General features: G+C 53.0%; 20 protein-coding genes. 5 read left to right on the top strand and 15 right to left on the bottom strand.

The annotated features are described in order from the left end of the window. Positions 1–6 precede the first annotated feature (6 nt). Together ACF8D4_RS15645 and ACF8D4_RS15650 are read left to right on the top strand one after the other, a co-directional pair. Complete coding sequence (locus ACF8D4_RS15645; protein WP_025011540.1) at positions 7–369, top strand: MbcA/ParS/Xre antitoxin family protein; 363 nt, start codon at positions 7–9, stop codon at positions 367–369. A 36-nt stretch (positions 370–405) separates the two neighbouring features. After that, complete coding sequence (locus ACF8D4_RS15650; protein ID WP_054744620.1) at positions 406–1152, top strand: RES family NAD+ phosphorylase; 747 nt, start codon at positions 406–408, stop codon at positions 1150–1152. Positions 1153–1165: 13 nt separating this feature from the next. Here ACF8D4_RS15650 and ACF8D4_RS15655 read toward each other — a convergent pair whose 3' ends face one another. From ACF8D4_RS15655 to ACF8D4_RS15670, 4 genes are all read right to left on the bottom strand, one after another. Continuing rightward, on the bottom strand, positions 1166–2731 hold the full coding sequence (locus ACF8D4_RS15655) for a hypothetical protein (RefSeq protein WP_219012541.1): 1566 nt from the start codon (positions 2729–2731) through the stop codon (positions 1166–1168). 98 nt (positions 2732–2829) lie between these two features. Beyond that, on the bottom strand, positions 2830–3555 hold the full coding sequence (locus tag ACF8D4_RS15660) for an amino acid ABC transporter ATP-binding protein (RefSeq protein WP_025886969.1): 726 nt from the start codon (positions 3553–3555) through the stop codon (positions 2830–2832). Further along, positions 3548–4225 (bottom strand): amino acid ABC transporter permease, encoded by a 678-nt coding sequence (locus ACF8D4_RS15665; RefSeq protein ID WP_044733837.1) that lies wholly within the window; start codon positions 4223–4225, stop codon positions 3548–3550. Before ACF8D4_RS15665 ends, ACF8D4_RS15660 begins: the two co-directional genes overlap by 8 nt. 6 nt (positions 4226–4231) lie before the next feature. Next, a complete protein-coding gene (locus ACF8D4_RS15670; RefSeq protein WP_045283734.1) occupies positions 4232–4957 on the bottom strand; it encodes a basic amino acid ABC transporter substrate-binding protein in 726 nt (241 codons plus the stop codon). Positions 4958–5368: 411 nt separating this feature from the next. On the opposite strand from ACF8D4_RS15670, the gene ACF8D4_RS15675 reads away from it, so the two are divergent. Next, positions 5369–5935 (top strand): phosphoribosyltransferase, encoded by a 567-nt coding sequence (locus ACF8D4_RS15675; RefSeq protein ID WP_025011535.1) that lies wholly within the window; start codon positions 5369–5371, stop codon positions 5933–5935. A gap of 67 nt (positions 5936–6002) precedes the next feature. Here the strand turns inward: ACF8D4_RS15675 and ACF8D4_RS15680 are convergent, their stop codons facing one another. The 8 genes from ACF8D4_RS15680 to ACF8D4_RS15715 all read right to left on the bottom strand — a co-directional run bounded on the left by ACF8D4_RS15680 (position 6003) and on the right by ACF8D4_RS15715 (position 14315). Continuing rightward, a complete protein-coding gene (locus ACF8D4_RS15680) occupies positions 6003–7292 on the bottom strand; it encodes a glycerophosphodiester phosphodiesterase family protein (RefSeq protein WP_045283717.1) in 1290 nt (429 codons plus the stop codon). Between the two features lie 185 nt (positions 7293–7477). Continuing rightward, positions 7478–7690, bottom strand: a complete 213-nt coding sequence (locus tag ACF8D4_RS15685) for a hypothetical protein (RefSeq protein WP_025886971.1) — start codon at positions 7688–7690, stop codon at positions 7478–7480. Positions 7691–7787: 97 nt separating this feature from the next. Next, entirely contained in the window at positions 7788–10433 is a 2646-nt protein-coding gene (pepN, locus tag ACF8D4_RS15690; protein ID WP_335922652.1) for an aminopeptidase N, read from the bottom strand. Between the two features lie 212 nt (positions 10434–10645). Further along, positions 10646–11239 (bottom strand): penicillin-binding protein activator LpoB, encoded by a 594-nt coding sequence (lpoB, locus tag ACF8D4_RS15695; RefSeq protein WP_170946744.1) that lies wholly within the window; start codon positions 11237–11239, stop codon positions 10646–10648. Between the two features lie 22 nt (positions 11240–11261). Further along, the gene (locus tag ACF8D4_RS15700; protein WP_335922653.1) at positions 11262–12617 is read right to left on the bottom strand and encodes a hypothetical protein; all 1356 of its coding nucleotides are present in this window, start codon (positions 12615–12617) and stop codon (positions 11262–11264) included. After that, positions 12614–13102 carry a peptide deformylase gene (def, locus tag ACF8D4_RS15705; RefSeq protein WP_025886974.1) on the bottom strand — a complete coding sequence of 163 codons (489 nt, stop codon included), beginning with the start codon at positions 13100–13102 and terminating at the stop codon, positions 12614–12616. Before def ends, ACF8D4_RS15700 begins: the two co-directional genes overlap by 4 nt. Before the next feature lie 22 nt (positions 13103–13124). Next, on the bottom strand, positions 13125–13337 hold the full coding sequence (locus ACF8D4_RS15710; RefSeq protein WP_025011529.1) for a SlyX family protein: 213 nt from the start codon (positions 13335–13337) through the stop codon (positions 13125–13127). A gap of 3 nt (positions 13338–13340) precedes the next feature. Beyond that, positions 13341–14315 carry a WD40 repeat domain-containing protein gene (locus tag ACF8D4_RS15715; RefSeq protein ID WP_144165109.1) on the bottom strand — a complete coding sequence of 325 codons (975 nt, stop codon included), beginning with the start codon at positions 14313–14315 and terminating at the stop codon, positions 13341–13343. 205 nt (positions 14316–14520) lie between these two features. Here ACF8D4_RS15715 and fkpA point away from each other — a divergent pair, with 205 nt between their 5' ends. Continuing rightward, the gene (gene fkpA, locus ACF8D4_RS15720; RefSeq protein ID WP_025011527.1) at positions 14521–15297 is read left to right on the top strand and encodes an FKBP-type peptidyl-prolyl cis-trans isomerase; all 777 of its coding nucleotides are present in this window, start codon (positions 14521–14523) and stop codon (positions 15295–15297) included. A 90-nt stretch (positions 15298–15387) separates the two neighbouring features. Here the strand turns inward: fkpA and ACF8D4_RS15725 are convergent, their stop codons facing one another. After that, positions 15388–16356: a zinc transporter ZntB gene (locus tag ACF8D4_RS15725; RefSeq protein WP_101052502.1), complete on the bottom strand. Its 969-nt coding sequence runs from the start codon at positions 16354–16356 to the stop codon at positions 15388–15390. A 405-nt stretch (positions 16357–16761) separates the two neighbouring features. On the opposite strand from ACF8D4_RS15725, the gene ACF8D4_RS15730 reads away from it, so the two are divergent. Next, complete coding sequence (locus tag ACF8D4_RS15730) at positions 16762–17136, top strand: YacL family protein (protein ID WP_025011525.1); 375 nt, start codon at positions 16762–16764, stop codon at positions 17134–17136. A gap of 55 nt (positions 17137–17191) precedes the next feature. Here the strand turns inward: ACF8D4_RS15730 and ACF8D4_RS15735 are convergent, their stop codons facing one another. Then, positions 17192–17821, bottom strand: a complete 630-nt coding sequence (locus ACF8D4_RS15735; RefSeq protein ID WP_025011524.1) for a response regulator — start codon at positions 17819–17821, stop codon at positions 17192–17194. Continuing rightward, positions 17814–19523, bottom strand: coding sequence for a nitrate/nitrite two-component system sensor histidine kinase NarQ (gene narQ, locus ACF8D4_RS15740; protein ID WP_028780137.1), 1710 nt, complete (start codon positions 19521–19523; stop codon positions 17814–17816). Before narQ ends, ACF8D4_RS15735 begins: the two co-directional genes overlap by 8 nt. Positions 19524–19594: the final 71 nt, after the last annotated feature.

Genomic DNA, 19594 nt, shown 5'->3' on the forward strand with positions numbered 1-19594 from the left:
GCAAAGATGAATACCCTAGAGAAAGCCAATGCAGCCGAGGTATTATTCAAGGCGTTTTCCAATGCTTGCAGCGAGTTACAACTTACCCAGGCCGAGGCCAGCCGTATCATAGGTGTTAATCCCAGCACCTTGAGCCGTAACAGCGGCAAGGGGTTTAAACCCGATTCCAAGCAGGGGGAACTGCAGTTGCAGCTTATCCGCCTGTATCGCTCGTTGTATGCCATAGCGGGTGGTGAGAAAGCCTTTATGCGTCACTGGCTCAACAGCCCCAACAAGGCGCTGAATGGGACCCCCAAGACTTTATTGCAAACCGTGGTTGGCCTGGTGAGTGTTAACCAATATCTGGATGCGATGCGAGGCAAGGTCTGAAAGCCATAGCCGGTGACAGGAGACAAATAACTGAAAATGGATTTTAGCGCGTTAGAGCCGCAGGACTTTTTCCCTCGCCCTTACCTTGGCCGCGGTTATCGCCTGGTCGAGTCCCAGGAAGAAGCCGCCACCCTGAGCCTGGTGGATGATTTTGACGAACAGATGCTGCTTGAGTCTCTGCTCGATGAGGTTAAACCGCCTTACCGAAGTGGAACAGAGCACTTGCATTATCTGCTCAAGACCCCGTTTCGTTATCCGCCGCTGCGCCATGGCTCGCGCTTTGGCAGTATCACAATGGAAAGCTTCTTTTATGCCAGTGAATCCTGGCAGACCTGTTTGGCCGAAGTTGCTTACTATCGTTTTGTCTTTATGGCCGACATGCTGGAGCCTTATCTGGAGCCGCTGCGCTCTGAGCATATGCTGTACTCTGTGGATATCAATGCCCGCGATTGTGCCGACCTGACGCTATTGCAGGGGCAGGAAGTGCAGCAGCAACTGACTCACAAGTCGAACTATACCTATACCCAGGCTATGGGGGCCTGGCTGCTGCAACAGCAGGCGCAGATGATCCGCTACACTTCGGCCAGAGCCGAAGAGGGCGTTAACCTGGCGCTGCACGATCCTTTGGTGTTGCAATCAACCGAGCCGCAGGAGTGTGAATACTGGATCTGCCAAAGCTCGGCCGACAAGGTGGCTTTCAGTCGTCGTAATAGCCGCAGCATGCCATTGACCTGGTTTTTAAAAGACTTTTTGCAGGACGGGCAGTTGCCGCGTCCTGCCTGAGTGCAGAACTTAGTCAGGATTGCGTGGTGATAAACAGCGGGTTGGAATAGAACCAGAGATCGCCGTAGTTACGCTCATTGATGTCGTTGTACCATTGCTGCACCTGCTCCCCTTCGGCCTGTGGCAACACCTCTGAACGCAGAGGTGTGCCCTTGTTGGTCAAGCCGCTGACGTTGTAATCCAGGTTAGTACCACGCAGGCGGAAATACTGCTTGCCATCGGCGATAAAGCTGAAGCTCATGTTGTAGAAGCCATCGCTGTCTTTTTGCCAGTCGGCCTGGGTGAATGACTTGATCACCCGGGTGCTGTCGTTGGTTTCCTTTTGCCAGGCAGCCGTTCCCGGCTTTGCCCGTTCACCGATATCGCCGGCAATCAAATCGATATGATGTACTCCCGGATTAATGCCGGCGTAGTGTTCATTGCCGATATCGCTTTCCTTGTTATTCAGCTCAGGGCTGCGGAACCTGATATTGATAGTGACCTTGTCACCGTCCTTGGCGCTCAAGGTTTGTCCCATAGTGATGGTTTGATCACCTGTATTCATCTGGAAATCCAGCCCATCGATGAGATCGCCAAATACCGCAAAGCTGTTCCCCGAGCGTAGCCCTTCAAGCAGTGCCTGGGTGCCTTCACCCTCAACCCAGGTGTAATTCTTGGCGTATTCGCCGGGATAATAACTGCTGGCGTAAGGTGGCCTGGTCTTGAAGTGAATATCCGAGTTACCCATGTTCCAAATCCTGCGCCCTTCGCCCAGCAGCGCATCCCACCAACCGCCGACTTCGGCCACGACGGGATCGACACCGCCGTAAACACCGCTCGATCTGTCACCATAGTCACCGCGGTTGCCACTGAACTGGCCGCCAACCATGCCTTCCACCAGGAAGAAGACCTCAGGCGCGGCACTGTGAAGCTCCCTGACTTCGGCTATGGTGTAGCTGTCGAGATAGCGTCTGGGGTGATTGAGCATGCCGTAGCTCTGTTTGGGGAAGTGTTGCTGTAGCCAGGCGAGCGCCGCTACGGCATCTGCATGGGTTTGATTCTGACGCTTGACGCCGGCGGCCTCCCAGGCGGCGAGATCTTCGGCTGCGAAATCCTCCGGCTCATTCTTGGCACTGAAGCTGTACTCGAAGGTTTTAATCGCATCCAGAGTCCGCTGTTCATCGGCCAAGATGGCGATATTGAAGTGTTCGTGAGTCGGCATATCCCACTCAAAGCCGGAGTAAACCAACTTGCCCGGGTAGTTGGGCATCAGGCTGGCGAGTCCGGGTTTTTCGTAGCGGGTGAGGGCATCATAAAAGAGAATGCCGCCTAGATCGTTATCTTCATTGTCCTGGCTGTTGTTGCGCATATGGTTGGTCAGGCTCATATAATCCAGGCCAAAGTCCTCGAAGCCCCACTTGAGAATATCGGCCTGGGTCTCTCTGGCATCCTGGGAAACCGCAGTGTGAACATGAAGATCGCCTTTGAGCCAGCGACCCGTTACCGGCTCGGGAGTTTGAGTGTCGTTATCTGAGTTACAGCCGGCCAGCAGGGCCAGAGACAACAGTGACAATGCTGCGACTTGATGGGATTGACGCACGAATAACCTCTCTATATTGGGCGTTTGGGAAAGCACCCAACATAGAGAACAAAGATGGTAGATTTATGGCACTTTTGTACTAAAAAGTTACCCTGTGATCAGCGCAGCACCTTGGCAAGGAAGCCTTGAGTACGGGGATTTTGCGGCGCATTGAAAATCTGCTCCGGCGTGCCCGCTTCCTGGATCACCCCTTCATCCATGAAGATCACCCTGTCAGACACCTCGCGGGCAAACCCCATTTCGTGAGTGACTATCACCATGGTCATGCCGTCGCGAGCCAAAGATTGCATCACATCCAGTACATCGCCGACCATTTCCGGATCCAGCGCCGAGGTGGGTTCGTCAAACAGCATCAGTTCGGGAGACATGGTCAGGGCTCTGGCAATGGCCACCCTCTGTTTCTGGCCGCCGGAAAGACTGGATGGATAGGCATCTTTCTTATCTGCCAGGCCAACCTTACCCAGCAGTCCCAAAGCCTTGGCTTCGGCCTCGGCCGAACTCATCAACCCCAGCTTGACCGGTGCCAGCGTCAGGTTGGCCAACACTGTCTTGTGGGGAAACAGGTTAAAGTGCTGGAATACCATGCCCACTTTCTGTCTGAGCTTGTCGACACAGGCCCCCGGCGCCGTTATCGATTCACCGGCTATCCGTATTTCGCCTTCAGTCGGTTGCTCCAAAAGGTTGATACAGCGAAGAAAAGTACTCTTGCCACTACCACTGGGGCCTATAATACTGACCACTTCTCCCTTGGCGATATGCTGATCTATGCCTTTGAGTACTTCCAGTTTGCCGTAGTACTTGTGCAGGTTGGTTATCTCAATCACTTTGTTTCAGCCTCGCTTCAAACTTACCCAACAGCCAGGTGAAGCTGTAGGTCAACAACAGATAGATAAGGGCACAAGTCAGCAGCGGCACCACATCTTCGAAGGTTCGGCTGCGGATGATTTCACCGGCACGCATCAGATCCACACCACCGATAAAGCCGATGACGGCCGTTTCTTTCAAAAGCACGATAAATTCATTGCCGAGCGCCGGCAGAATATTCTTGATTGCTTGTGGCAACACTACCTCACGCATGGTCAGTGAATGGCTCATCCCCAGAGAGCGGGCGGCCTCGGCCTGGCCCTTGTCAACCGCCTGGATACCGGCACGGATGATCTCACTGATATAGGCGCCACTGTTGAGGCCAAAGGCGATGATGGCGGCTGTCACCTTGTCGACATCCATGGCGGCCAACACGATAAAGTAGAGGATCACCAGTTGAACCACTACGGGGGTACCGCGGATCACCCCGACATACAGCTTGGCCGGCCAGCGCAGATACCAGCGCTCGGACATACCCATCAAGGTGGTGAGCACCCCGAGAATGGCACCGAGGATCATGGCGAAGAAGGTCACCGTCAAGGTGACCTTGAGGCCGCTTAGGATCAGCAAAATACCGATCATGCCGTCTTCCCCTATGGGGGTAAACAGCGAAGAGATTATTGCATCCATCTAAGATTACTTCTGATACTTTTCAAGGAGTTGTTGGTATTCGCCTGAGCTTTGCAGCCGTGACAGGGTGGCATTGATCTGGCCGAGCAGTTCGGGTTGATTCTTGGAGACTGCAATACCGTAAAACTCGGGTGAGAAGTCGATATCCAGCTGTTTGAGAGTGGGGTTCTTGGCCAGATAAGTGGCCGCCGGTTGGCTGTCGAACAGTACCAGGTCTACCTTGTGGTTTTTCAGCTCCATAAAGGCTTCAAAACCCGTATTGAAGGCCACGACTTCGGCCTTGAGTTCCTTGGCCATGATGTCGCCGGTAGAGCCCAGCTGCACCGCAATCTTCTTGCCGGCAAGATCAGCCGAAGTGCTGAATATCTGGCTATCCTGATTGACTATCACCACTTGGGTGGCTTCGTAGTAAGGCGTGGAGAAGTTGACGCTCTTTTGCCGCTCATCCGTGATTGTCATGCCGGAGGCGATAAAATCGATTTTGCCTGAGTTCAGCGCCACTATCAGAGAGTCGAACTTGAGGTTTTCTACCTTGAGGGTTTTACCGGCGTCGGCGGCAATCGCCTTGGCAATATCGATATCCAGCCCTTTTACCTCATCACCATTGGCACCCCCCATATATTCAAATGGAGGGAAGGCAGCATTGGTACCGACGACCAGTACATCTTGATCTTTACCGCAGCCGGTCAACAGCAAAGCCGTGACAGTGGCCAGAAGCAGGGATTTTTTCATCATTGAAGATACTCTTGAAGAACCGTATGGCTGGCACTATAGCCAGTTCGAACGTATCAATCAATAACTAATCATAAAAAATGACTAATTATTCATTTGTTGGTTTTGTCTTGTTAGAAAATCTTTGTTAATTAGTTTGTTATTTATTAATTGAACATGCTTAAGTGAATAAAGTAGATATTGCTCAACTAGGACTGAGCGACTAGAGAAGATTTTTTGTCGCCTGAGACACAAGAATGTGCATTTGGCACAGCGCCAAAGAAAAATTTGTTATAAAATGCGCGCCCAAAATCCTCTGCCTGCCTACAATGGTGGAAGCCACTCCGGATTTTGGAACCGGCCTCCAATTCAGTACCTGCCAAAAGCAGACAGCGAAGCACACAAAATAGAACAAGATGGGGTCGCATACCTATGACAGAAAAACGCTTTATTACCGCACAGGAATTGCTGGAGGACTCATTTCGTCTGGCAGCACAGGTCTATGACAGTGGCTTTCGGCCACAGTTTATTGTTGGGATCTGGCGTGGCGGCGCCCCAATAGGGATTGCGGTACAGGAGTTTTTCGACTTCAAAAAAGTGGAGACCGACCATATTGCGGTGCGTACTTCATCCTACTACGGCATAGGCACAGACAAGCAGAGCAAGGAGATCAAGGTTCATGGTCTGCACTACATTGTTGAAAATGCCAATGCCGATGATGGTTTGCTGATTGTTGATGATGTTTTTGACTCCGGCCGCAGTATCTTTGCACTGAAGGAGAAACTCGGTCAGCTGATGCGACTGAACATGCCCAAGGATATCCGTATCGCTTGTCCTTACTACAAGCCACAAAACACTGCGGTGCCACTGAAGCCTGACTACTATATCCATGCCTCGGATGAATGGTTGGTATTCCCCCATGAAGTTTCCGGTTTGAGCCCGCAAGAGCTGGCTGAAGGTAAGGGCGATTTGAGAAATATCAAAGAGTTGTTCCTCTGATAAAGGGTTTCTATCATCAAATACTGAAGAGGGCGCCAATGGGCGCCCTCTTTGTTGCTCACACTCGTTATATGTCCATGCAGTTGGCGTAATAAGTCACAGTCGCCGGCCAATCGGAGAAGACTCCCAAGACCTCTACCTCTTTGGCCAGTACATCCAGCAGTTGATAGACATCGCCATCGTTGTTGATGCCATCGCTGATGCTCTGATAATACCAACCACCGCCTTGCGCCAGGGGGCCAGAGCGTTCCAGTGACCAAGTGATTATTTTAAGCCCGGCTTCCTTGGCCGCCAGAGCATAGGCCGAGGGAACTATCTTGCCGCTGTCCTCCAGAGCTACCAATACCCACAAGGGCGGCGCAATGATTTCGACTCCCAGTGCCTTGAGCCTTTGCATATCGGCCTGCCAATGGGCCATATCATTGGGGTTAAAGCTGCTGTCTGAGTCATACCTGTCATCCAGATAGACGGCCTGCTTGCCAAAATCGGCGTTATTGGCCAACCAGTATTGCACATCTTCCAGATTAAATGACTGGGGATAGACATCTTTTGCCGGCACCCCGGCGGCCTGATATTCGTCGATCATCTTCTGAGCATAGTCCTGTTGGCTAAAGCCATCGAAGGGCATGGGCACACTGGCGGCCTTGAGTTCAGGCGTCATCTTGACCTTGGCTTCTTTAAACAGAGCTATGCTCTCGGCGTGGGTCATCAATGTGCCGCAACTGGCGTAGAGATCCGTGCGCCAGGCAGGAGTGCCCTCCATAAATTCTTGCGCCGTGGTGGCCTTGGGATTAAAACCATCCATCTTGCCGCAAAGCTGTTTGAATTCGTCCAGGGTTATATCGCTGGTACAGCACTCGGCACTGGCGTTAACACCATTGGCAGCATCGGCGGGAGAGAAAGGCTGACGGCATTTGGCTGCCAACTCAGGGATACCCAGGATATTGGTGGTTGTGGCCAGATCGCATTGGGAGTGCCGACAAACCAGCTGTTTATCGGCGGTGAAGGTGACATCGCATTCCACTATTCCGGCTCCGGCATCTATGGCTGCCAAATAGGCTTCTTTGGTGTGCTCAGGGAACTGCATGGAGGCGCCGCGGTGGCCTATGCTGAAGTCGGTGCGATAAAAGGGCCCCTGGCTGCATTGTGCCAGTTTATCTTTGAGCGGCCCTTCATCCATGTCATTTACCAGAAACAGGGGACGGGGGCCCAGATTGGCGCCAACTTTCTCCTGCTGATCCTGTGTCGGGGTTGAAGTATTGGCGTTGTTGTCATTGCTGTTGCAGCCACCGAGCAACAGGCCAAACAGTACAGAGCCAAGTAATACCGACGTTGTTTTGGAGTGAAAAGCCTTCATTAAGCAGATCCTCATACTATTTCGCACAGGAGTATATTCACTTGGCGAGAATGGTATTTAGTCATAAACAGGCCGCTTAAGCTAAAGACGGTTGATGACAGCCGGATAGCAAAATCATGACAGTTAACTTAATTAATACAGTATTTTGTTCCGGATATACTGAAGAGAAACCTATTGCGTTAGTCTTAGAGCCGATTGATCTTGTCCTTCAGATCGTAGCTTTTGTCCGTGACTATGGTTTCCAGATTGGCAATTCGCTGCCTCAATTCATCCACTTCCCGTTGCAGTTTTTCAACTTCGCCATTTTGGTGGTATTGCTGCTTGCGGTTGTAATCCTTGATGAGTATCACCGCAAAAATGCCTATGACTATCACAAGCATCAGACTGATTAATCCCATAACGACTCCTTGATGTTAAGCATGTTGAACATTCTGGCACAGTATAGGGGGACAGGAAAATCAAGGGCCTCATTGAGGCCCTTGTTCTGTCTTTCTGCTAAGGTTTCAGGGTATCTTTTATCAGTACGCAGCGCTGCTCTCTCTCTATGGCTTGCTTGAGATTACGCTGGGTCATGGCCGATAGCTCAGGGTTGGCCTGTAAGGCTTTTTCGAGCTGCAGCACTGAGGCGTGACTGCATTGACGCGGTAATAATGCCGGTGCGTAACTGCGCATAAATACCGGGCCTTTTTCGGCGTCCAGGGTGGCCAGCTGACTCAAGCGCTGCTCTGCGGTGCTGGCCTGGAGTTGCCCTTGGCTGCTGGGATAGAGGTTTTCCATTGCCACCCTCAGCTTGGCAAACGGCAGCGCCGAATGGTTGATTTTCTCCAGCCAGCGGCGTTTACCGGCGGTTTCCGGGCGCACCACTTCGGCGGCGATGGCCGCCTTTTGCCCCGAATCGCTGTTATCAAGCTTGGCTTCTTGCTGTAACAGAAGTTTGCTGGTGGGGTAATCGTAACGGTTCAACTGATAGATAAGCTGCCAGCGGGTATCTTGATCCAGCTCCACTCCCTTTATCTTGCTGTGGCCTTGCAGCAGTGACAGCAGGTGATCCAGCGAGTCCCCGTCGCGGGCAAAGTCCACATAGGCATCGAACCAGCGCCGCTGCAGATCTTTATTATCCGCGTTTTGCATGGTCAGACGCAGACTCATTTGCGCCAGCGCTCTGATGGCGCGCTCGGCATAGGCCGAGTGAATGGGAGCCATCGACTCGAGTAAGGTCTTGCTGTAGCGCATATTGCCGAGAATTTGCCCCAGCAGGGTGTAATCGCTCTCTTTGGGAGCATTGATAAGCACAGTTTCCAGATACTTGTTCAAGGGCAAGTTACCGCTCTGGACACTGTCCCACAGGCTTTGCCAGAGCATGGCGCGCAGCAGGGGATCTTCTACCTTGGCCAGGTGATTGAAGGCGGTATCGAACGAGCGTGGGTCGAGCTCGACTTTGACATAGCCCCAGTCCTGATAGTTGGGATAAACCAAATCAGGACAGGACGCGCCTTTAAGTTGCGGCACCAAGGTCTTTTCACCTTGGTAGGTAACGGCCAGAGTTTGCAGCAGGTGCATCTCATGGCGGCCCTTGCTCAGTAAGGCCAACTGAACTTTTTGCTCTCTGAGCGTCGGATAGGCGAGATCGCTTGCCGACTGCAGCAGGGCAAATTCACTAATGCGGCCATCTTGGCACTGGAACTCAGCCTTGAGGCTGTTGACACCGGCGCTGTAGAGCCAATCCCGGGTCCACTGGCTCAGATCCCGCTTGGCGGCCTGGCCGAGACTGGTAATGAAGTCTTCCAGTGTGGCGTTTTGCCAGGAGTAGCGTTTGAGGTATTCACTGACGCCACGGCGGAAGGTTTGCTCCCCAAGCAGGTGGCGCAGTTGAATGAGAACCGCGGCCCCTTTCTGGTAAGTGATGGCGTCGATATTATCGAAGGCGTTGGCACTGCTGGCTACAGGCACTTCTATGGGGTGGGTGGTAACGCCAGAGTCCTGCTGATAGGCACTCTGTTTGCCCCTGGCGTAAAAACTGCGCCAGGTATTGTCAAACTCAGTGGCTTCTGCGCTCGCCAGCATGCCCATGAAGGAGGCGAAGCTTTCATTGAGCCACAGACCGTTCCACCATTTCATGGTCACCAGATCGCCAAACCACTGGTGCGCCATTTCATGCATGATCACAGACGCCAAGCGCTGGCGCTGATTGGCTGTCATCTCACCACTGCCAAGAAAACGCCCTTCGGCAAAGGTGATGGCGGCGGCATTTTCCATGGCACCATAGAGGAAGTCAGGCACCAGCAGTTGATCGTATTTTTTAAAGAGGTAGTCGATACCGAAATAGTCGTCAAAAAACTTAAGCCCGGCGTCTGTATATCTGAACCAGTCGGCGGCATTGACCTGGGCCGCCACTGATTGGCGGGCAAACAGGCGCATGGGGTATTTGCCGCTGTTGTCTTGCCAGACATGGTAAGGGCCTGCATGCATGGAAAAGTTGTAGGGGCTCAACTTGGGTGTTGCCGGAAACTGCCACAGCTGGTTGTCACCCTCCGGGGTCACACTCAATTCTTGGGTGGCGCTGATCACCTGCCAGTCTTTGGGGGCTCTGACAGTTAACTTGTAGCTGGCCTTGAGATCCGGTTGGTCGAATACGGCAAACATCTGCTGCGCGGCGGCGGGCTCAAAGTGGGAGTAGAGATAGACCTTGCCATCGACGGGATCCACAAAGCGGTGCAGCCCTTCACCATTGCTGGAATGCTGGCGTGTGAAGCTGACTTCTATCTCATTGTCGCCTTTGAGCAGCAACTTGGCACTGATCTCCAGATAGGCGCCATTGTATTTGGGATAGAGCCTGTGGCCGTTGATCTTAAGGCTGGTGATCTGCGCCTTGCTCAAGTCCAATGTCAGGGGCTGTTGGTTGTCGCTGAGACTGAAACGTACCAGGGTGCGGTTGGCAAATCGCTCGCTGCCATCCAAGGTAAAGTCCAGTTCATAGCTGACATTGCTGACTCTGGCAGAGCGAGCCATCGCCTGTTGCTCACTGATATAACCGCTGCCATCCCGCACACCTGCAGAGGATTGAGTGCTGCTGCAGCCGCTGAGTGATAGCAGTCCGGCAGCCAACAGGCTGAGACCAAACAACCGGGGAAGAGATTTCACAAACAGATTCCTTGCTTTTTATTGTTTTACCATTGGGTGTCGGTGTTTTCCCTCACAACAGGAATGAAAGGGAGGGATACGCCTTAAGTTAATACCCTGTCAGGCTTGGCGCCCGCGGCATAAATTACGCTATTTGCCGACAAAGAACAAAGGAGAAATGTTACAAAAAAGCCGCTGTGACAGCGGCTTTTGGGAAGGAGTGTGATGCTTGGTTAGAGCCCGAGGAAGGACTTGGACTTCACTTTGCGGATCTCTTTTTCATCGGACCATTCGATCAAGCCGGTTTCCAGATCCATCAGGCGCATGGTCATCTTGTAGTAGACATCACGGGTGCTGCCATCTTGTTTGACTATGCTGGAAAGGTTGCCGTAGAGCATGTATTGAGCGCCTATCTGACGACCGAACTTGATGGCGGTGGATGGGTCAACCATGCCGGCGTTGTTCTGGTAGTCCAGTTGCTTGCGCACTGAATCCACCTTGGTCATATCGATAAAACGGAACTTGCCTGAGCGCAGCAGCTTGTTGCTGATGGAGTCGGTCACTGACTCAGTATCTATATGCTCAGAGGTCTTGTTCTTGATCTTGTCGACAAAGATGATAGGTCTGTCGTTGGCTGTCATGGCCACCACAGGCGGGAAAGTCAGCATGCTGTCGACCATTTTGGCGGCAATGGCTTGCAGATCTGTCGAACCGAAGTTTTCATTCACTGTCTCTACCTCAGTGGCATCACCGTATTCCACTTTGGATTGACAGGCTGCCATGCCCATAGCCATTGCCAGTATCAGTATCAGCTTCAAGTGTTTCATAGTCAGTTCCATTTCAAGGTTATCAAATCAATTTTGTATAAAAACGTGTGACATTGCCAGTGTCTATTGCCCAGACCAGAGTGGTCTTGCCACTCTGAACCTGAATTTCCGTGCCCTGATTGTCCAGAGTCAGTTGATAGCTGCCGGCATCGACAAACTGCCTCGCTATCTGTGCCTGCCTAGGTAACGTGAGCCAACTGCGGCGATCGGCCTGCTCTGTGACCACGTTGAATATCTGCATGGCTATCACCCCAAGGTCCGAACCGTCTTTGCGCTCGGCCTTGCGGGCCATTTCCGACTTGGCATAGACCCTGGCGGCCTGGCGCACCAGCAGATAGGGTAGTTCCTCCTTGAGCGCCGTGATGGCCAAGGCATCTATATTGGCTATCGGGGCTGCGGTCATAGGTTTTGACAAGCCGCGGATATTGGCACTGCTGACCGGCACTCTGGAGGGCATATAGGTGGGCAGAGAGACAGTTTGCCAGTTGCCGTGAATGATGAAGGGAACTGTTAGGCTCTCCTTGGCGGGCACAAAGCCGCGCTCCAGCAGCAAGATGACCTGACCTTGCCCCTTGGCGGGCGTGGGCGCTTCTCCCCAACGGCGTTTGAACTCATCATACTGAGGCATGGCAAGCTCTTTGGCCAAGCGCACCAGATCCTGCTGCAGATAAGGATTCTCCGGCATAATCTGCGCCGCCTTGCGATAGTCGATAAAGGCATCGTTGCGCTCACCAAGGATTTCGTGCAGTACCCCTGTGGTGTAGTAACTGTAGGCGTTCAAAAACGAGCTGGTGACACTGCCGGCAGCCTTGCCCAGTTTATCCATTTCGGCGCTGATAGTGCCGTTGGCCATCTGCTGCACCGCACTGCTGGATTTCTCGTACCTTTGCTGTTCCAGCGATTGCAGTTCATTGCTGCGACGCACCTCCACCAACGCGCCTTCGGCATCGCCGGCAAACAGATAATTGAGAGCCTGATATTGGTGCAGCATGATGCGCTCATACCCGGGACCACGATAGGGAATGATATTGTCGTTCAGCAGCAGGCTGCCACCCTGTGAACCCAGCTCGGACAAACTGAGCTTGGCTTTGTCGTCGAATGCCTGATAGGCGGCTATGGCGCTTTGGTAATAGTCTTTACTGGCGGTGAAATCGCCGCTTATCTGCGCGGCGCGCCCCGCTTCCTGGGCATAGAGCAGGCCATCGCGGCTGCTGATCCCGCCTGCCAACTCCTTGGCGGCATTGCCCGGCATTGATGAGTTGAGTTCGGCGCGAACGCCGGCCAGTTGTGATGGATAGTTGACCAATACACTGTTGAAGGCGCAGCCAGTGAGGCTCAGAGACAACAACAGTGGCAGCAGTAACTTGCCTGACTTCAAGAGTCGGCTCCTTGGTTTTGGATCTCCAGTCGTTCTCTCAAGGTGAGTCCTTCCAGATGATCATATTCATGCTGAAAAATGCGCGCGACAAAGCCTTGTAACCATTCTTGCTGCCACTCGCCGCTGAGATCCTGATAACGTACCTCAATGCTTTCATGGCGCAGAATCTGTACTCTTTCACCGGGCAGAGACAGGCAACCCTCTTCTCCGGCCAGCATCTTGCCTGAGCGTTTGAGTATCTGCGGGTTGATCACCACCTGGGGCGCCATCAAAGGCGCATCCGGATATCTGTCGTTGGGATGGGATGCCATAATAAACAAGCGGATACCTTGGCCTACCTGAGGCGCGGCTATGCCAACCCCCTGTGCCAGTTTCATGGTCTCGAGCATTTTCTCGGCCAGGGCCGCCAAAGGTTCATCGAACTGTTGAACCGGCTGGGCAGCCTGCCCCAGAATACGTTCTCCGTAGGTTGCTATGGCTAACATCCTTATCCCCCCTTTATTCGACTCAGTAGTGAGGCGGCGGCGTTTCTTCCGATTGAGACGCGATATTGCTCGGTTCTACCGCTTTGAGTTTACTGATTAACAACTGGATCTGAAACTGCTGCTCGGCCACTACCTTATTGAGTTCGAAAATCTCCTGACTCAATTCTTCCAGTGTGGCTTCCTGAAATGACAGCTTGGTTTCGAGCTCTTCGATCCTGTCCGGGATTGCTTGCATTACTTACCTCTGTGTTGGCGCCGACCAGCGTTCCAGCAAGCTGGCACTGCTGATACTCTGAAGTTGGCCGTTGTCGGATTCAGACACTGAGTATACTACGGCGCTTTGGGGCAAAGGCTTTTTTGGCAGTGAAACTTGCCAGTTGGCGACTTTTTTCCCCGAATCGACCTGCCACAGACTCAATTCTCTGGCCGGCGTGCCGGTCAACAAGGCCTGCTCCTGTTGGATAAAGCGCGCTGCCGAAAAGTTCATTTGCCGCCGGACTATCGCCAGCGAGCTGGCCAGTTTCCCAGAATCATTGTGCCAAATGTCGGCATTGCCGGTACTGTCGGACACTAAACTAAGGTTACCGCTGCGGCTGAGGGCAACCTTCAGTACCCTGGAGTCCATCTGCCAACGCCTCAGTACCTGAGCATCCTGGGTGCGCCACAGCAGGGCGGTGGCATCGTTGGCGCCGGTCAATGCCAGGCGGCCATCGGCAGAGAGGGCAACGCTGTTGACCTTTTCACTGTGGCCAAGAAATTTCACCAGCACACCTGTGGTCGGGGTCAGCGACATCACCGCGCCATCGGCCAGCCCTACCAGCAACTGGCCGTTGTCGGCCACGGCCACAGTCTGGGCTACTGCCGGCAGTGACCACCAACCCGCCGCCCGGCCGTCGGCGATTTTCCACAGTGCAACTGAATCGCGGCTTAACGTCACCGCATATTCTCCATTGGCCGAGATATCTGTGGCGATGACATCATTGGCTTCACTGCCTTGAGCCCACTGATACTTGACCGCGCCTTGTCTGAGATCCCAAAGCCTGATCCCCTCCTGGCTGCTTATCAAAGCGTAGCGGCCATCGGCAGAGAGGCTGGCGCTGTAGCTGGGATCGGCCGCCAGGGATTGGCTGCTATTGGGGCCTGGATGGCAGGCACCAAGGCCAAGCAAAGTAAAACTGAGCGTGCAAATAAGTAGCAATCTGTTTATTGCCATGAACTTATACCGCCTCGACTTGTCATTTTGAGTAAGGGTAAAACGCTGTCGCTTCCATGCAAGGGTTATCGGTTTGTCGGCCGCTTTCCCTTGTTAACCAGTATGGATAATCTGCTTTGTATCTCAAAGTTAACTGGTATAAAGTGAGTCGTCTTACATATTTTGGGTTAATTGTAACCATTTGAAGATCCTGAGGATGCCTTTAATGAAACCGATTTACAAAATTTCACTGGTCGCACTGGCCCTGATCGGCCTTTCCGCCTGTAACCAAGAACAAAAAACAGCGAGTGCCGACAAAGTGGAACTGAGCTCTGTCGAGCAGAAAGAAGCCTATAGCGTGGGCGCCTCTATTGGCCGCTACATGGCCGGCCATATCAAGGAGCAGGAAGAGCTGGGTTTCTCAGTCGATCGTGCTTTGATTGTGACTGGTTTCCAACAGGGGCTGAAAGACGAGCTGCAACTGACTGAAGATGAGATGCAGAAAGTGCTTGAAGGTCTGGACCAGAAGCTGAATGAAAAACGTATGGCCAAGGTCCAGGAGATGGCGGCCAAGTCGATGCAGGAAAGCAAGGCTTATCTGGAACAGAACAAGGCCAAAGAGGGTGTGATCACCACTGAGTCCGGTCTGCAATACGAAGTATTGACTCCAGGCGAGGGTGAGAAGCCGGCCGCCGAAGACGTAGTGACAGTTCACTACCGTGGTACTCTGATCGACGGCACTGAGTTTGACAGCTCCTACTCCCGCGGTGAACCGGCAGAATTTGCCCTGAACCGGGTGATCCCTGGCTGGACCGAAGGGGTTCAGTTGATGCCGGTAGGCGCCAAGTATCGCTTCGTTATCCCATCAGAGCTGGCCTATGGCGAGCGTGATATGGGCACTATTCCTGCCAACTCCACACTCATCTTTGAAGTCGAGTTGCTCAAGGTCAAAAAGGCCGAAGCCCCCGTAGAGCCGACCGAAGCCGAGGCTTCTGCCAAGTAATCCCTTCTTTTACGGAAAGTGGATACCCGATATTGAAAAGGACGCCGCCGGCGTCCTTTCTGTTTACAGTCACTTATTGCGTCAGTAATTCTAAAGCCACTTATAGCGATAGAACAGCCACAACTGTCCCCCTACCAATAGCAACAGGAACAGGCAAAAGGCTCCGAAGGCCCAGCCGACATCGGCGCCCGGGATCCCGGCGATATTGACCCCGAGCAGACCGGTAAGAAAACCCAGCGGCAGAAAGACGGCGCTGATCAGCGACAGGAAATAGAGGCGGCGATTGACTGCCTCGGCCTGACGGTTTTGTAACTCTTCCTGGGTGACGCTGGCCCTGTCTCTTATTGCGTCCAGATCTTCGATGCAGCGAATGAGTTGATCATTGATTTCGTTGAATTTAAGCCGCTGCTGTTCATCAAATACCTTGGCCGAGTCTGCCAGCAGGCGGGTAAAGGCTTCCCGCTGCGGCGCCAGGTAGCGCCGGACCACCACTATCTGGCGCCTGAGCTCGGCGATATCGCTGCGTAGATCCCTGTCTTTACCGGCCATGACCTTGTCTTCCAGATCGTCGACAGTTTCTTCCAGCCGGTCGATAAACTCCGTCTTACGTTGGGTGAGACGCTGCGTCAGCGCCAGCAAAAACTCCCCGGTATTGCCGGGGCCAGCTCCCTGGCTGACGCTCTGGATGATGTCTTTGACCGATAACAGCTCGCGACTGCTGGTGCTGATAATTCTGTGATTGTCCAGGTAGAGGCGTATCGACACCATGTCTTCAGGGTCGGCCCCTGGGTTGTGATTGACCCCTCTGAGCGCCAGCAGGAAGCCCTGGCCGGATTGTACCACCCTGGGGCGAGTGTCCTGCGCCAACAGGGCAGCCACTTCCAGCGCTTCCAGGCCGCTGTGTTGTTGCAACCACTGACGGTTGGATTTCTTCTTATAGTCCAGATGCAGCCAGAGTATGCCCTGCTCCGGGCGCCAGTCGCTGACCTGTTGCTGCGTCAACTCCTTGCCTGCCATCTCCCCGCTGAGCAGCAAGGCACAAAACTGTTTTTCGGCCATAGATTCACTCTCATAGGTTTGCTTTAGTTCAAGCTAACCTAGTTATACCACTGGGCATAGGAATTTACTCACTCAGTGACAATGAAAAGCTGGGCAGGCAAGTAAAGTAATGGAAGGATATCGGGATAAAGCGACATTGGCTTGCGCCGCATACGTGCTTTTTCAACTCGCCCTTGGGGAGCTTGTCAGCCACCCGATGACTACACCAACTTGTCTCGCCGTAGCATCACTATGCCATCGCCAATCTGGCTTGAACCCCAATGGTTGACACAGTTCTGAGCAAGTCAAACTTCTATAGGGAATGATATTACGATAGAAAGTAAAGCCCAGGCATAACTATGGGCAATCCCCTGGGCTCTGGGTTAAAATTAGGATAGGTTTGATTACAGCAAAAGAAGTGGCACCATGGAATACGAATTTCGGCGCAATTCACTGACGGGAACCGCAATGGCCCGCTTCAGTATGGAGCATCATGTACTGGGGCAATGGTTCTCTGAAGAGTTGGCGGATAACGCCGAGATCTGCACTCAGGTCAAACAGGCATTGGCGGATTTACAGTCAGGGCGCATTCGCGAATGGCAGTTGATTGGCCGGGATCTGACGCTGCAACTGGATCAGGAGCAGGTGCGGGTTTACGCCAATGTGCTCGAATTCGGTGAGAGTCAGGAGTTGGATGAGTCCCTCTCTCTTTATGATGCCGAGTCAGAAGCCTGGTGCGGCCTGGAAGACTTTCAGGATGTGCTTGAGAGTTGGTGTGACTTTCTGCACCAGAGCCGCTGAACAAGCGGCATTGGCAGCAATGAGAAGGGACGCAGTGGCGTCCCTTTTTCGTGGCTTAACGGTTGAGATAACGCACCGCCATTTCGGTGCGGGACTTGGCATTGGCCTTGCGAAGCAGGTTTTTGACATGCACCTTGACCGTGCCTTCGCTGATATGCAGTTCTTCGGAGATCACCCTGTTGCTCTGGCCTTCAGCCAGATGCTGCAGTATCTGCAACTCTCTCGGTGTCAGGCTATCGAGCCAGGCTTCCTCGTCGGCGGCATTTTTCAATTCAAACAGATAGTCTTCCACTTCGGCGCTGATCACTCGGTGGCCGGACATGGCTTCTTTCAGCTGCCCAAGCAGCAGATCGGGTTCGGTATCCTTGAGCAGGTAACCATCGGCGCCGGCTCGCAGCAAACGGATAACATCCTGTTTGGCATCGGAAACCGTCAGGATAACGATTCTGGAGGTGACTCCCTCCTGACGCAGGGCGTTCAGAGTATCGAGACCCGTCATGCCTTTCATATTCAGATCCAGCAGGATAATGTCCGGTTCGTTTTCGGCGGTAGCCGCCAAGGCGTCGAGCCCGGTACCGGCTTCACCGAAGAGACTAAAGTCAGGATCGGATGCCAGTAACTGACAGATACCGCGACGCAGTAAGGGATGGTCATCGACTACCAGAACTGAATAAGGTTTACCCATGATGTGGCTCCTGCTGAGGTGGGAAAGTCAGGACAACACTGGTGCCTCCCGACGCATTGCTGGAAAATTCAACCATACCCGAGAGGCGGCTGGCTCGCTCGTGCATTATCCCTATGCCGAAATGTTGATCCCTTTCCTTGATATGCGCCAGGCCTATGCCGTTGTCTTCGACACTGATAACCACCATGTTATCAGAGTTCTTTTCGCAGCTGATACAAATACGACTCGCATTTGCATGTTTAATGGCATTGAGGGTGGCTTCTCGGGTGAGCTGCAGAATATGAATATGTTGGTGCGCCGCCAGTAACTGTGGCGGCAGGCGATAGCTGAGTTCCAGCTCCGTGTCTGTTTGGCTGCGCAGTTGCTCCAGCATGGCCTCGAGGGCGTTGCGCAGATTGGGTTCTTTAACAGTCAGGCGGAAGGTAGACAGCAGTTCTCTGAGCTGGGCGTAGGCTGTGGTCACCCCTTCATTGAGTTCTTCGAGCTGTTGGGTCACCGCCGGGCTTTTGCAGCTCTGGTCGAGGCCTTTACGCAGCAAACTTATCTGGATTTTCAGGAAGGACAGCAGTTGCCCAAGAGAATCGTGTAGCTCCCTGGCGATAACCGCCCGCTCTTCCAGCAGGGCCAGCTGTTGGCGTTGTTCGGAGGCGTTGTGAATCACTATCGAGCGAGCCAGCATGATGGCGAAGTTTTCAAACAGGGGCACATTGATATCGTGCTCGCCTATCACTTCCAGAAAGCCGAGTTCCTGTTGTTCAAACTTGAGCGGAAACTGCATGGTCTGTCCGGATTGCGGCCAGATATCCTCGTCGGTGGCGATCACCTCCATGGCATCTTCATCCTGCTGAATAATCAGCCGCAGATGTTGCAGGTGCTCATACTCCTTGAGTTGCAGCAGCGACTGCCGCATCACCTCGAAATTGAGTTTGCCCGAATGCAGCAACACCAGATTGTCATAAAGAAATTTGAGCTCACGGTTGGCACGGGTCAACGCCAGGGTCTTCTCCTTCACCTGAGTTTCCAGGTTGCCGTAGAGAGTTGCCAGCTCCTGAGCCGTACTGTCGAGGGCATCGGAAAGAGCGCTGAGCTCAATATATTCCGTCTTCGGCATTTCGACGGCAAAGTTACCCTTGGAAATAGTGTTGGCCGATTCCATCATCTGTTGCAGCGGCACCACCACCTTGCGTTTGGTAAAGCGCACGGCGATAAAGGCAATCAGCAGCATCAACCCCAAGCCCACTATCTGGCTGACGGCCAGCAATCTTAGTTTGAAGGCGGCGTGGTGCTCCATCTCCAATACCAGCAAATCTATGGTATCGACAAAGTCTTTCAGCGAGGAGGCATAGTTGCGCGAGTCTTCCTGCTCTATGTAGTACTTCATGACCTTCCACTTGCTGATCACCAGTTGGTATTGCTGCCCGAGCCTGGCCGGCGATGACCAGTCCATAGAGCGTACCAAGGCATCTGAGTAGAGGGTGTTTTCAAATTCGCGAATTTTTTGCAGCGCTTCTTCACTGCCGGAGTTGGCATAAAACATCAGCCGGTAGCTCTGCATTCGCAGGGAGCCGGAAGCGTTGATCGCCCTGGCATCTCCCAGGCTGTAAGACAGATTGATAATGGCAAAAGTGGCCAGACCGCTTGAGAGCAGGATAAGGGTCAGCATTAAGCCTAAAATGGTAGAGGTCAAACTGCCTCGTTTCATGAAATATTCACTCACTTTTGCTAAGATTTCCTCAGTCCCTGCAGCATTACTCTCGATTATCGGAAAGAAAA

It is taken from the genome of Shewanella sp. YQ_9, assembly GCF_043103185.1.
Lineage (GTDB): Bacteria > Pseudomonadota > Gammaproteobacteria > Enterobacterales > Shewanellaceae > Shewanella > Shewanella algae.